We start from the raw sequence: 12,690 nt of genomic DNA, 5'->3' as shown, positions 1-12,690 counted from the left end.
CCGTTTTTATTGTTGCCACGCCGACTTATTCGCAGGCGACTTGCATCACCTTGATGGCCAGGCCACCGCGGGAGGTTTCACGGTACTTGGAGTCCATGTCCTTGCCGGTGATGTACATGGTCTCGATCACCTTGTCCAGCGAGACGCGCGGCTTGGAGGTGCGACGCAGCGCCATGCGGGAGGCGTTGACCGCCTTCATGGCAGCGATGGCGTTGCGCTCGATGCAGGGCACCTGCACCTGACCGGCGACCGGGTCACAGGTCAGACCCAGGTTGTGTTCCATGCCAATCTCGGCGGCTTCACAGACGTGCTCCGGGCTGCCGCCCATCAACTCGGTCAGACCGGCGGCGGCCATGGAGCAGGAGACGCCCACTTCACCCTGACAGCCCACTTCGGCGCCGGAGATGGAGGCATTCATCTTGTAGAGCATGCCAACGGCGGCTGCGGCCAGATAGAAGCGGGTGTAGTCGTCGCGGCCAACCGGCTGGATGAACTTGTCGTAGTAGGCCAGCACGGCCGGGATGATGCCGGCGGCACCGTTGGTCGGCGCGGTCACCACACGGCCACCGGCCGCGTTCTCTTCACTCACCGCCAGGGCGAACATGTTGACCCAGTCCACGATGTTCATCGGATCGTTGGAGAGGTTCTCGTTGGTGGTCAGCTGACGATAGAGCGGCGCGGCGCGGCGCGGTACGCGCAGCGGGCCGGCCAGGACGCCTTCGGTGCGGCAGCCGCGCTCGATTCCTTCACGCATGGTGGTCCAGATCTTGCCAAGCTTCTTGTAGATCTCTTCCGGGGTATTGAAGCACTTCTCGTTCTCCATCATCAGGGCGGAGATGGAGAGGCCGGTCTGGCTGCAGTGGGCGATAAGCTCGGCCGCGCTCTTGAACGGGTAGCTGACGGACATGTCGCCGCTGTCGGCCTTGCCGAAGTTCTCTTCGTCAACGATGAAGCCACCGCCGATGGAGTAGTAGGTCTTGCTGTAGACGGCAGCGTCTTCGATGAAGGCGGTCAGCTTCATGCCGTTTTCATGCAGCGGCAGGGCTTCGTCATGGAACACCATGGCGTCACGCGGGAAGCTGACGGTATGGCAGTGCAGGCCGATGGGCAGACGACCGGTCTGCTCGACGCGGGAGATGAACTCGGGGATGCCGTCGATGTCGACATTTTCCGGCAGGTTGCCCGCCAGACCCATGATGATAGCGGTATCGGTGTGGTGACCTTTGCCGGTCCAGGAGAGTGAGCCGTAGACATCGACCTGGATCCGGGTGATGTCACGGATCTTGCCGCCTGCACGCAGTTCATCCACGAACTGTTTGGCTGCTTTCATCGGGCCGACAGTGTGGGAAGAGGAGGGGCCAACACCGATTTTGAAGATATCAAAAACGCTGATCATGTAACAATTACCTCAGGATAGAAGGGGGCGCCATGCCCACTCGCAGAAACGGGGTGATCCATGGGACGAGGGCGTCGTCGCCGAGGTCAATGAACCAGATAACCACAGTGTAACGGCTCAAAGCCCAAAAAAAGTTGAAATAGATCTATTTTTGTTGAATCAGAGCGGGCGAGTATAAAATTTATTTTGATGCTTATCCATTTTGTTAAGCGTTTGCCCATAAAAATACCCGACAATGCCGGGTATTTAGGAACCAAATGGAGCAAGTTACCGATTTTTAACACTCGGTGATGTTAACCGCCAGGCCACCGCGGGCTGTTTCCTTGTATTTGGTCTTCATGTCGTTGCCGGTTTCCCACATGGTCTTGATCACCTTGTCCAGCGACACCTTGTGCTCGCCGGTACCGCGCAGGGCCAGGCGCGCGGCGTTGATCGCCTTGACCGCCCCCATGGCGTTGCGCTCGATGCAGGGCACCTGCACCTGGCCACCCACCGGATCGCAGGTGAGGCCCAGGTTGTGTTCCATGCCTATTTCGGCGGCGTTTTCGACAATCGCCGGGCTGCCGCCCAGGATCTCGGTCAGCGCCCCCGCCGCCATGGAGCAGGCGACGCCCACCTCTCCCTGGCAGCCCACCTCGGCGCCGGAGAGCGATGCGTTCTTCTTGTAGAGGATGCCGATGGCGGCGGCGGCGAGGAAGTAGCTCAGCAGCAGCTCGTCATCCACCTTGCGCACGAAGCGATCGTAATAGTGCAGCACGGCGGGGATGATGCCGGCGGCGCCGTTGGTGGGGGCGGTCACCACCCGGCCGCCGGCGGCGTTCTCCTCGTTGACGGCCAGCGCGAACAGATCCACCCACTCCATCACCATCAGCGGATCCTTGTTGAAATTGGTCTCGCAGCTGAGCTGGCGATAGAGCGCCGGGGCCCGCCGTTTCACCTTGAGGCCGCCGGGCAGCACCCCTTCGCTGCGACAGCCACGCTCGACGCAGCCTTGCATGGCCTGCCAGATCTTGCGCAGGCCCGCCTTGATCTCGGCTTCGGTGCGAAACACCTTCTCGTTGGCCAGCATCACCCCGGAGATGGAGAGGCCGCTCTCCTGGCAGTGGGCCAGCAACTGGGCGCCGCTTTCGAACGGGTAGGGGATGGGGTGGGTCGCATCGAAGCGGGCGGCCTCCTCTTTGGCGTTGGCGAAGTGGCTCTCCTCGATGATGAAACCGCCGCCGATGGAGTAGTAGGTCTGGCTAAACAGCAGCTGTTCCCCGGCAAAGGCGCGCAGGGTCATGCCGTTGGAGTGGGCGGGCAGGGTCTTGCGCCGGTTGAAGATGATGGCGCCGCTGCGGGCAAACTGGCTCGGTTGTTCACCCGCCAGCAGCAGCGACTGGCTGCGCTCCACCTCTGTCAAAAAGGCGGGGATGGCTTCGATGTCCACCGACTCGGGTTCGAAACCGGCCAGTCCCAGGATGATGGCCTTGCCGGTGCCATGGCCCTTGCCGGTCTGGCCGAGCGAGCCGTAGCACTCCACTTCTACCCGTTGGGTGCTGGACAGCACTCCCTGTTGCTTGAGCGCGGTGACAAAGGCGTAGGAGGCGCGCATCGGCCCCACGGTATGAGAAGAAGAGGGACCGATCCCGATGGAAAACAGGTCGAAGACACTGATCATGACACCACTCCGATTATGGGTTTCGTCTAAATATTGTAAATTTTTTGTAGTCGATGGAAAGCGGGAAAACCGAGGGGTGTGATGGCGGCACGCAAATGAAAGCAAGGATGGGCTGCAAAGAGGAGGGCTGCTTGCGCCAAAAAAGAAGGAGCGGCCCGGGGGCTGCTCCTTTGTGCGTGTTCAGGCAAGGGTTGCCGGCGGTTTAATCGAGAAACTCGCACAGATAGGCGGTGGGGGTTTTCACTTCCAGCTTGAAGGAGGAGTGGCCGGCCACGTCGAAGGATTGACCCTGCTCATAGGTGTGCCATTCGTCTTCGTCGGCCAGCTGGATGGTCAGCGCACCCTTGACCACCGTCATCCGCTCGGGGGCGGCGGTATTGAACTGGTAGTGACCGGCTTCCATCACACCCACGGTGGCTTTGTCGCCTTTTTGCTCGAAACCGATGGATTTTACATTTCCATCAAAATACTCGTTAACTTTCAGCATGTTTTCATCCCTGTATGCACGTTTGCCCAGCCAAAGTAGCACAATCTTTTGCCAGTTGTCATGAATAAAGCGGGAAAAATCGCCGTGAGCCTTTTGAATCTTTACTTTGTTGCAAACTTATCAATAACTCCCGTTAACGATTTGACGATTTAAAACAGCGAATAAATATGAGATAAAGCGCGCGCTCAGGGGAATGGACAGCTGTTCATCCCCTGTTTGGTTGATTGCACTGGGAAAGTGCGAATATTTGCTACTTAAAGGAACATTCTGTGTTAACAAAAGGACTCATTAAGAACGTTGGCTTCCAGGTAGTGGTCGCCATGGTGCTGGGGGCACTGGTAGGGGCGTTCATGGGTGAACAAGCCACCGTGTTTGCACCGCTCGGTACTCTCTTTATCCAGCTGATCAAGATGCTGGTGATCCCGCTGGTGGCGGTGGCCATCCTGTCGGGGGCGGCCAACCTCGGCGCCAGCCCGGCGGCGGGCAAGATTGGCGTCACCACGCTGGCCTTCTTCCTCGGTACCTCGGCGCTGGCGGTACTGCTGGCCCTGGTGATGGGGCAGATCTTCAAGCCCGGTGTCGGGGTCGAGTTCGGCTCCATGGCCTCCATGTTCTCCGGTGACTATGCCGACAAGGGTGCGCTGCCCGATGCGGTCGCCACCCTGCTCGGGATGATCCCGACCAACGTCTTCCAGTCGCTCAACGAAGCCAACATCCTGCAGATCCTGGTGTTTTGCATGTTCCTCGGCATCGCCCTGGCCAAGCAACCCCGCGAGCGGGCCAAGCCGCTGGTGGATGGCCTCAACACCCTGGTGGATGCCTTCGTCTGGATGATCAACAAGGTGATGCTGATCGCGCCGCTCGGCGTGTTCGGCCTGATGGCCGATGCCATCGGCACCTACGGTTTCGACGTGCTGACCCTGGTGCTCAAGCTGTTCGTGGTCTATCTGGCCGCCATCCTGATCTTCGCCTTCGTGGTCTATCCGCTGCTGATCGTGCTCTTCTCCAACACGCCGGTACGCAAGTACCTGTCTGCCATGAAGAAGCCGCAGATCGTCGCCTTCTCCACCGCCTCTTCCATGGCGACCCTGCCGGTCAACATGGAGACCTGCGAGGAGGAGTTGAAGGTGACCAATGCCACGGCCTCCTTCGTGCTGCCGCTGGGCGCCACCATCAACATGAGCGGCAACGCCATCTATTACGGTCTGGTTGCCATCTTCTTCGCCCAGGTCTACCAGATCGATCTCTCCATGGGTGCCTGGGCCGCCATCATAGTGACCGCCACCCTGGGAGCCATCGGTCAGGCCGGCGTGCCGGGCCCGAGCTTCCTGGTGGTCGCCGTGCTGCTGGCCGCCGGGATCCCCATCGAGGGGCTGCCGCTGTTGTTCGCGCTGGATCGCCTGTTCGACATGATCCGTACCGCCCTCAACATCACCGGTGATGCGGCCTGCGCCGTCATCGTCGACCGCTACAGCCCGGATTACGATCCGGATCGCTGGAACAAATAATCCAGCTGCAATGAACAAGGGGCCCGCGGGCCCCTTTCTTTATGTTTGTTGCTGTGAGCGTCAGCCGAGCTGAGCGAGTGCCTGCTGGCAGCGCTGCTCGGCGGCGTCCAGCTCCAGCAGCACCATCTTGATGTCTTCCAACTGCTGCTGCAGGGTCTCCCGCTTGTCGGCCACCAGCCCCAGCATGGTTTGCAGCTGGGTACGGCTGCTCTTGTCCGCATCGTAGAGATCGAACAGATCGCGAATATCCGCCAGGCTGAAGCCCAGTCGTTTGCCGCGCAGGGTCAACTTGAGCCGCACTCTATCCTGCCGACTGTAGATCCGGGTCTGTCCCTGGCGGGCAGGATTCAAAAGTCCCTGATCTTCATAAAAACGAATACTTCGGGTCGTAACATCAAATTCACGGGCCAGTTCGCTGATGCTGTAGGTCCGCGTGTCATCCTTGGTTCGGTTCATGGCGCTGTCTTGGCTGTCAATCCTGGCTGGCACCTTACCCAAACGTCAACTGCCCCGCAAGTCTTGTTCCCGCAGCGGTGGCAGCATATGTTATTTCAATGTAACAAGGAGAGTGCAATTGATGGATATCGTGATTGTTGCGGCCAAACGTACCCCCATGGGGGCCTTCCAGGGAGCCCTGGCCAACCTGACGGCTCCCGAGCTAGGCGCCTGTGCCATTGCTGCGGCCATGGCAGAGGTCGGGCTCAGGGGGGAGCAGATCGATGAAGCCTATCTGGGCAACGTGCTGAGTGCCGGGGTCGGCCAGGCACCCGCCCGTCAGGCGGTGCTGAAGGCGGGCCTGCCGGACAGCATCCCCTGCACCACGGTCAACAAGGTGTGCGGTTCCGGTATGAAGGCGGTGATGCTGGCGGCCGATGGCTTGCGACTCGGCGATACGAACGTGGTGATCGCCGGCGGGATGGAGAGCATGAGCCGCGCCCCCTATCTGCTGGACAAGGCGCGCAGCGGTTTTCGGATGGGGCACCAGAGCGTGCTCGATCACATGTTTCTCGACGGGCTGCAGGATGCCTACGAAGGGCAGCTGATGGGGCATTATGCCCAGCTGAGCGCCGATCGCGCCGGGTTGACCCGTGCCGACATGGATGCTTTTGCCATCGCATCGCTGGAGCGGGCGCTGGCGGCCCAGCGCAGCGGTGCCTTTGCGGCGGAACTGGCGCCAGTGATGGCCGGAGATACCCTGCTGCTGGCCGAGGATGAGCTGCCTGCCAAGGCCAGACCCGAGAAGATCCCCCAGCTCAAGCCGGCTTTCAGCAAGACGGGCACCATCACGGCAGCCAATGCCAGCTCCATCTCGGACGGGGCAGCGGCGCTGATCTTGATGCGTTCCGACACTGCTGCGCAGCTGGGGCTGCCGGTGCTGGCGCGACTGGTGGGTTATCAGAGCCACGCGGCCCTGCCCGCCGAGTTTACCAGCGCACCGATCGGGGCCATCAAGGGGCTGCTGGCCAAGGTGGGTTGGCGGGTGGAGGAGGTGGACTTGTTCGAGGTCAACGAGGCGTTTGCCATGGTCAGCCTGCTGGCGATGGCTGGTTGCCAGCTGCCCCATGACAAGGTCAATGTGAACGGCGGCGCCTGCGCGCTCGGTCATCCGCTGGGGGCGAGTGGCGCCAGGATCTTGGTGACCCTGATCCATGCTCTGCGCGAACGCGGTCTCACACGCGGGGTGGCCAGTCTGTGTATCGGGGGCGGGGAGGCGACGGCGGTCGCCATCGAGCTGGGTTAATCTGTCTCCGCCATCGCCTGGAGTTGCTGATTGACCCAGGCGGTGGCGGTCAGATAGAGCTGACTGACCTTCTCTTCATTGAGCCCGAGTCGGGCCGTTCTGGCCGTGATCCGCTGCCAGTTCGCACTCTCGTAATCCTCGCAAAACGACAGATAGAACCCCAGATTGCCCTTGCGTTCCAGCAGGGCGACCCGGATCTCTTCGATCAGTGGAATGGTGCCGAGCAGCTTGTCCATCGGCTGTTCCATCAACACATCGAGCAGGGAGAAGAGGCCGGTGATGAAGGCCTGCTGGGCTTCCTGAGTTGGTGCATGGGTGTGGGCCAGCAGCTCGCAGAAGCGGGCCCGGATCATCGACATCTGATAGAGCTCGGCACTCTTGCCGTGGCCGGCGCTGGTGGCGGCGACCAGGGTCACGAAGCGTTTGAGCTGGGTGTGGCCGAGATAGACCGCCGCCTGACGAAAGGAGGAGATGGGGTTGGCGTGGCTCTTGAGGTGGTTGACGTAACGCAGCAGCTTGAGGGACAGGGAGATGTCCTGACTCAGCAGCTGTTCGATGCGGTTGAGGTCGGGTTTGGGCTGGTTGACCACGTTGAGCAGTTGCATCACCACCACCTGGGCCGGCTCCATGGTCGCCTGTTTGACCATCTCGGGCCGGCTGAAGAAGAAGCCTTGGAACAGGTCGATGCCAAGGCGCTTGACCCGTTCAAACTCCGCCTTGTCCTCCACCTTCTCCGCCAGATAGGTGAGCTTGAGCTGCTGATGCTGCTGGATGAACACCTTGATCTGCAGCAGCGACGTGGCGCGCAGATCAAACTTGATGATGTGGATGTATGGGAGGAAGCGCTCCCAGTCCGGCGACAGGGTGAAGTCGTCGAGAGCTAGCTGATAGCCCAGCCCGTGCAGCTGTTTGACCTTGGCCAGCAGCGCATCGTCGGGGTCGGCATCTTCCAGGATCTCGATCACCACCTTCTCCGGCGGCAGACACTCGGCCAGCCCTTCCAGCAGTAGCGAATGAGGGAAGTTGATGAAGCAGGGGCGACCGCCGAGCAGCTGATCGATGTTCTGTTGCAGGAACTGTTCGACCACCAGTCTGGCGGTGGCTTGCTGGGAGGAGATGGGGGGGAACACGTTATCCAGACTGTCGCGAAACAGCAGCTCATAGGCGTGGGTGTTCAACTCCCGATCCAGGATGGGCTGCCTTGCTACGTATGAATACATGCATCTCTCCAGCGTGTGTACTGGATTGATTTTATTGTGAAGCCGCGCACTATGCCAGCGCTTGGAGGCCAGAAACGGTCAATAACTGGCATAGTGCTTGAGTGGGCGGGCAGGGGATGCCCGCCCGTTTCAGAACAGGTAATTGAGCTGCAGACCGGCCAGCCAGGCGTCCCCTTCCGAGGTGCCCTGGAAGGTGGAGGTGGTCTGCGGGATGCCGGGTTTGAGCTGCATGGTCTCGCTCACGTCCACTTTCTTGCCATCGATGAGCGTCATCCCCAGATCCAGCGAGAGATTGCGATCGATCTGATACCCCACCCCGGCGCTGTACCAGACCCGATCCGAGTCGGGGATGGAGATGGTGCGGCGATCCGCCGGGACCGGGCTGCGGTCATAGGCAAGGCCGGAGCGCAGCTGCCATTGCGGTGCCAGCTGGTAGGTCAGGCCCAGCGCGTAGCGCCAGCTGTCTTCCCAGTGCTCGTCCTTGATGTGCATGACGCCGTGGTGATCGAGCTCGGATTCCAGCTGCACGAACTTGCTCCAGTTGGTCCAGTTGATGCTCGAATGCAGCGCCAGTGCCGGCGTCAGCTGATGGAACAGGGCCAGCTCCGCGGTGGCGGGCAGCGGCAGATCTAGGCTGCCGGTATCGGTGAAGGGCTGCCCGTTCTGATCGATGCCGATAGCGTCGCCGGAGAGCTTCAGGGTGACGTCGTGGCGGTAGGAGAGGCCGATCCGGGTCGCCTCCGACAGTTCCAGCAAGGTGCCCAGGTTCCAGCCCATGGCCCAGCCATCCCCTTTCAGGTGCTTGGCGATCTGGTTGTTGGACGGGAAGGTGCCGCCCACTTCCCCTTCGCCCTGAATGGCGGAGAGGCCGGCGCCGACGGACCAGATGCGGTTGACGCGGTAGGCCAGCGATGCACCCAGATCCACGGTCTTGATGTCGGAGACATTGCCGAAGTGGCCGGCATTGTAGTTGTCCGGCATCTTGACGCCGAGCCCGTAATAGGAGGTGGCAGCCAGCCCCAGGCGCCACTGGTCGTTGAGCGGCACTATGAGGTAGGCGTTGGGCACCCAGGCATCATCGGCGATGTCGTGGGCTGCCGCATCCAGGCTGACCGGCCCCTTGGGGGTCGGCACCCGGGTGGTGCCCTCGATGTTGACATCGGGGCGCACATAGATGAAGCCACCGGAGAAGGCCATGGTATCGAAACGGGTCATGGCAGCGGCGTTGCGGGAGAGCACGCTGGCATTGTCGGCGATGGCGGCTTCGCCGGCGAAGGCGCGGCCCATGCCGGTGGCGGATTGCTCGGCCAGCTGAAAACCTGCCGCCTGGGCCTGGCTCGACAGCACCAGCAGGGCGATGAGAGACGGCTTCATGATGGAGTGCATTGCATTGTCCTTGAAAATGAACCTGAAGTTCGAACGTTCTTATGGTTGGAGGCAGGATTTTATATGGTATGACCAGTAAGGCAACGGGCGTGGGAACGAGCGGATGAAAACGAGATTAAATGCTGGGGGATGTGCTGCTAATAGCTTGATAAAAAAAGAAAAGCGTACAGTTGTTTACTACAGATGTACGCTGAAACATGAATTTGGAATAAAAAAAGAGCGCCCGTAGGCGCTCTGGTCAATTCGCTGATTATCAGAACTTCATGTTGAACTGAGCGGAAGCGAGGAAGGCGTTGCCGTGGGAGGTGCCTTTCCAGCGCAGCGCTTCATTGCTTTCGACCAGCTTCTCGTTGACGTCCACTTTCTTGCCGTCCAGATAGGCCATGCCGAAGTCGACGCTCATGTCCTTGTCGATGTGGTAGGTGGCGCCAGCGCTATACCATACGCGGTCGGAATCCGGGATGCTCAGGCTGCGGTATTCCGGCTCGATCGGGGTGTTGTCGTAGGCAAAGCCGATACGAGCTTCCCAGGACGGGTTGATGTACCAGGTACCGCCCAGAGAGTAACGGGTGGAGTCCTTGAACTTCTCCGGCTTGTAGAGGCAGACGCCGGCACCGTCGGTGCTGTTGCACTGACCGCTGGTGGCCTTGAGCTCCTGGAAGGCGCTCCAGTCGGTCCAGTTGACGGAGTAGTGTACGGCAAACTGCTGGTTCAGACGGTGGTAACCGGCGAACTCGGCCTGGGCCGGTAGATCCAGCGGCAGTTCGCCACCGACGGTCTTGAAGCCGGAAGAGGTGCCCTGATAGTCACCCTTGAACTTCAGGTCTACCTGGGAGCGATAGGTCAGCGCGAAGCGGTTGTTCTCGTTCACTTCATACATGGTGCCCACGTTCCAGCCGTAACCCCAGTCGTCCCCCTTCAGGTGGCTGACGATGGTGTCCTTGCCGATACCCGGTACGCTGCTCAGCGGCGGCACGGCGGCCAGCACGCCGGCGCGGCGGTTCAGTTCAGCCTTGGCATAGACCAGGTTCAGACCGGCGCCGAAGCTGAAGTGCTGGTTGACGCGGTAGGCGATGTTCGGGTTGATGTTGAAGGTGAGCAGTTCGGTGTTGCCGGCAATGGAGCCACCGTTGAAGTTCTCGGTGTACTCGGTCGACAGACCGTAGTTGGAGAACAGGCCGATACCCCAGGCCCACTGGTCGTTCAGCGGCTGGATGAAGTAGGTGGCGGGCACGAAAGCGCTCGGCGCGATGCCGCTTTCGCTGGCACCGGCCATCTTGGCAGGGCCTGCATAGATGTCACCATTTACATCCACGTCCGGCTTGATATAGGTACCGGAGACAGAGAACGCCATCTTGTCAAACTGGGTCATGGCTGCCGGGTTGCGGGACAACACGGAGGCGTTGTCCGCCACGGCGGCTTCCCCTGCATACGCACGACCCAGGCCGGAGGCTGAGTGTTCGTTCAATTGGAACGCGGCGGCGAAGGTTTGGGTACTGGCCAGGGTGACGGCGGCAGCGATCAGGCTCTTTTTGAAAAAGGCAGTTGTCATAGTGTTCTCTCTTGTAGGCAGATTTTCCGTCGGCATCAGGGCTATTTTGCCTCTGTATGTGACAAGATCTGTTGTTATTTCAGCTTCTTCCCATTCAATTCTGGCGTGATTCTATGGATCTGGTAGGAGGTAAGAAATCAGACCAGTGACAGCAGAATACATAAAAGTTTCCAGAGTGTTAATCATTTGTTTGAATTCGCCGCTTAAATAGTCTCTTTTACCATTAATTGGATAAAAAACACCCATATGCAGCGATCTGCATCACAAAAATATTTTTGGGTATTTGCGGGGAATGAGCGGCGAATAGGGGAGAATCGTGACGGGAAAGGAGATAAACGGGCAGCCAACCTGATTGGTCTGCCCGTTGGCTTGACCCGGTTTGAGGCGAGTCAAGATTGGGTTAATGCCTGTTAAATCGACCAGTGCAGTCGGGATTCCAGCTGCTCTGCCACCGGCGCCAGCGGCTCCTCCATCTCACCGATCAGCACCATGTTGGCCCCCTTGAGTTGCAGGATCTCGCCCTTGAGCTGGCCATCTTCAAAGGTGGGCTGCAGGGTGAGTGGCACGTGCTTGGGCACCAGGAACAAGGTGACCGGGCCCATCTTGCCCTGCAATACCATGTGCAGCGCCGGCCCCTGATAGAAGGAGCAGTGGTTGACATAGGTGATCTTCAGCCCCTGCATGCCCATCAAGGTCGCGCCATATTTCTCCATCTTGGCATTGATGGTGTGCAGGCTCACCTGCTCGTCCACATCCTTGATGAAGGGCTCCTCGCCATAGACATGGGCCATGGCGACCTGGGCCAGCGAGAGCTCGTCGGGAGCGGCCAGCGGCCAGCTCAGCCAGCGGGTGCTCATGCCGAGCAGGAAGGCGACCGAGGCCGCCATGGCCAGCGCACGCCAGTTGCTGCGCGGGCGCACCGGCAGGGGAACCACCTGTTCCTGATCAGCTTCCAGCGCCTGTCTGAGCAGGATGCGCTCGGCCAGACCGGCCGGGACCTCGACCTCCATGGCTCGCTGCAGGCTGCGATCGAGCTGCTTCATCTCGTCCAGATGCTTGCGATTGGCGGGGGAGCGCTGGGCCTGCTCGAGAAACGCGGGATCCTGCTCATGTGGATGGGCTATGGCCCGACGGCGAAATTCCAGCTCATCCATTGGTGTGTCCTCTCTGTTGGGTCGTTGACTCCATGGCCTCTTTTATCTGGTTGCGGGCCCGAAACAGGCGAGTCATGACGGTGTTCTTGTTGAGCCCCAGCTGGGCGGCGATCTCGTCGCCGCTAAAGCCCCCCAGCACCTGCAGCAGCAGGGGTTCCTGATATTCGGCCGGTAGGCGGGCGATGTGGCGTCTGAGCCACTCGTTCTCCATCTCCTGCTCGCTGTGCAGTGCCTCCTGATCGCTCTGGGGATGCTCGTCAAGATCGACGAGGTCAAACTGCTTGCGCTCGAAGCGGCGTGCATTTTCCCGCCGCAGTATGGTGATGAGCCAGGCCTTGGCGGCCTTGTCGTCGAGCAGGGAGTCGATGCTCTTCCAGGCGCGTAGAAAGGTCTCCTGCACCAGATCTTCCGCCACTTGCGGATCCCGGCACAGCCAGTAGGCGTAGCGGTAGATGTCCCCGTGCAGGGCATGTACCAAGGCTTCGTATTTGGTTTGTTTGTCTGCCATGCCTCCATAGACCGGGGAGGTCGTGGGATCCTTTCCGACCGTGGCACCTTTTTTTCTGAAAAAACCTAAAGCCATCGC

At 60.2% G+C, this 12,690-nt stretch carries 11 protein-coding genes; 2 read left to right on the top strand and 9 right to left on the bottom strand.

Going from position 1 to position 12,690, the window contains the following annotated elements:
• Positions 1-25 precede the first annotated feature (25 nt).
• The 3 genes from OKC29_RS03055 to ppnP all read right to left on the bottom strand — a co-directional run bounded on the left by OKC29_RS03055 (position 26) and on the right by ppnP (position 3,543).
• A complete protein-coding gene (locus OKC29_RS03055) occupies positions 26-1,396 on the bottom strand; it encodes an L-serine ammonia-lyase (RefSeq protein WP_011705996.1) in 1,371 nt (456 codons plus the stop codon).
• A 277-nt stretch (positions 1,397-1,673) separates the two neighbouring features.
• The gene (locus tag OKC29_RS03050; protein ID WP_073350441.1) at positions 1,674-3,056 is read right to left on the bottom strand and encodes an L-serine ammonia-lyase; all 1,383 of its coding nucleotides are present in this window, start codon (positions 3,054-3,056) and stop codon (positions 1,674-1,676) included.
• Between the two features lie 202 nt (positions 3,057-3,258).
• The gene (gene ppnP / locus OKC29_RS03045; RefSeq protein WP_010633884.1) at positions 3,259-3,543 is read right to left on the bottom strand and encodes a pyrimidine/purine nucleoside phosphorylase; all 285 of its coding nucleotides are present in this window, start codon (positions 3,541-3,543) and stop codon (positions 3,259-3,261) included.
• A 269-nt stretch (positions 3,544-3,812) separates the two neighbouring features.
• On the opposite strand from ppnP, the gene OKC29_RS03040 reads away from it, so the two are divergent.
• Entirely contained in the window at positions 3,813-5,051 is a 1,239-nt protein-coding gene (locus OKC29_RS03040) for a dicarboxylate/amino acid:cation symporter (protein WP_011705999.1), read from the top strand.
• 60 nt (positions 5,052-5,111) lie between these two features.
• Here OKC29_RS03040 and OKC29_RS03035 read toward each other — a convergent pair whose 3' ends face one another.
• The gene (locus OKC29_RS03035) at positions 5,112-5,507 is read right to left on the bottom strand and encodes a MerR family transcriptional regulator (RefSeq protein ID WP_016350830.1); all 396 of its coding nucleotides are present in this window, start codon (positions 5,505-5,507) and stop codon (positions 5,112-5,114) included.
• Positions 5,508-5,628: 121 nt separating this feature from the next.
• On the opposite strand from OKC29_RS03035, the gene OKC29_RS03030 reads away from it, so the two are divergent.
• On the top strand, positions 5,629-6,792 hold the full coding sequence (locus OKC29_RS03030) for a thiolase family protein (protein ID WP_073350439.1): 1,164 nt from the start codon (positions 5,629-5,631) through the stop codon (positions 6,790-6,792).
• On the opposite strand, the gene OKC29_RS03025 is transcribed toward OKC29_RS03030, so the two are convergent.
• The 5 genes from OKC29_RS03025 to OKC29_RS03005 all read right to left on the bottom strand — a co-directional run bounded on the left by OKC29_RS03025 (position 6,789) and on the right by OKC29_RS03005 (position 12,687).
• Entirely contained in the window at positions 6,789-8,012 is a 1,224-nt protein-coding gene (locus tag OKC29_RS03025; RefSeq protein ID WP_073350438.1) for an EAL and HDOD domain-containing protein, read from the bottom strand. The genes OKC29_RS03030 and OKC29_RS03025 overlap by 4 nt on opposite strands.
• A gap of 129 nt (positions 8,013-8,141) precedes the next feature.
• On the bottom strand, positions 8,142-9,398 hold the full coding sequence (locus OKC29_RS03020; protein WP_073350437.1) for an OmpP1/FadL family transporter: 1,257 nt from the start codon (positions 9,396-9,398) through the stop codon (positions 8,142-8,144).
• Between the two features lie 253 nt (positions 9,399-9,651).
• Entirely contained in the window at positions 9,652-10,950 is a 1,299-nt protein-coding gene (locus tag OKC29_RS03015) for an outer membrane protein transport protein (protein ID WP_073350435.1), read from the bottom strand.
• Positions 10,951-11,360: 410 nt separating this feature from the next.
• Positions 11,361-12,104 carry a DUF3379 domain-containing protein gene (locus OKC29_RS03010; protein WP_073350434.1) on the bottom strand — a complete coding sequence of 248 codons (744 nt, stop codon included), beginning with the start codon at positions 12,102-12,104 and terminating at the stop codon, positions 11,361-11,363.
• Positions 12,097-12,687 (bottom strand): sigma-70 family RNA polymerase sigma factor, encoded by a 591-nt coding sequence (locus OKC29_RS03005; RefSeq protein WP_017408325.1) that lies wholly within the window; start codon positions 12,685-12,687, stop codon positions 12,097-12,099. Before OKC29_RS03005 ends, OKC29_RS03010 begins: the two co-directional genes overlap by 8 nt.
• Positions 12,688-12,690: the final 3 nt, after the last annotated feature.

This window comes from Aeromonas sp. QDB34, from assembly GCF_027705405.1.
Lineage (GTDB): Bacteria > Pseudomonadota > Gammaproteobacteria > Enterobacterales > Aeromonadaceae > Aeromonas > Aeromonas hydrophila.
The sequence above is the reverse complement of the archived record's forward strand: the minus strand, read 5'-3'. Positions and strand labels throughout refer to the sequence as shown.

What these genes read in the sequence shown, in the direction of transcription:
- OKC29_RS03025 (WP_073350438.1), bottom strand. Translation starts at nt 8,012, where the DNA reads ATGTATTCATACGTAGCAAGGCAGCCCATCCTGGATCGGGAGTTGAAC.
- OKC29_RS03035 (WP_016350830.1), bottom strand. Translation starts at nt 5,507, where the DNA reads ATGAACCGAACCAAGGATGACACGCGGACCTACAGCATCAGCGAACTG.
- OKC29_RS03015 (WP_073350435.1), bottom strand. Translation starts at nt 10,950, where the DNA reads ATGACAACTGCCTTTTTCAAAAAGAGCCTGATCGCTGCCGCCGTCACC.
- OKC29_RS03010 (WP_073350434.1), bottom strand. Translation starts at nt 12,104, where the DNA reads ATGGATGAGCTGGAATTTCGCCGTCGGGCCATAGCCCATCCACATGAG.
- OKC29_RS03020 (WP_073350437.1), bottom strand. Translation starts at nt 9,398, where the DNA reads ATGCACTCCATCATGAAGCCGTCTCTCATCGCCCTGCTGGTGCTGTCG.
- OKC29_RS03050 (WP_073350441.1), bottom strand. Translation starts at nt 3,056, where the DNA reads ATGATCAGTGTCTTCGACCTGTTTTCCATCGGGATCGGTCCCTCTTCT.
- OKC29_RS03005 (WP_017408325.1), bottom strand. Translation starts at nt 12,687, where the DNA reads ATGGCTTTAGGTTTTTTCAGAAAAAAAGGTGCCACGGTCGGAAAGGAT.
- ppnP (WP_010633884.1), bottom strand. Translation starts at nt 3,543, where the DNA reads ATGCTGAAAGTTAACGAGTATTTTGATGGAAATGTAAAATCCATCGGT.
- OKC29_RS03030 (WP_073350439.1), top strand. Translation starts at nt 5,629, where the DNA reads ATGGATATCGTGATTGTTGCGGCCAAACGTACCCCCATGGGGGCCTTC.
- OKC29_RS03055 (WP_011705996.1), bottom strand. Translation starts at nt 1,396, where the DNA reads ATGATCAGCGTTTTTGATATCTTCAAAATCGGTGTTGGCCCCTCCTCT.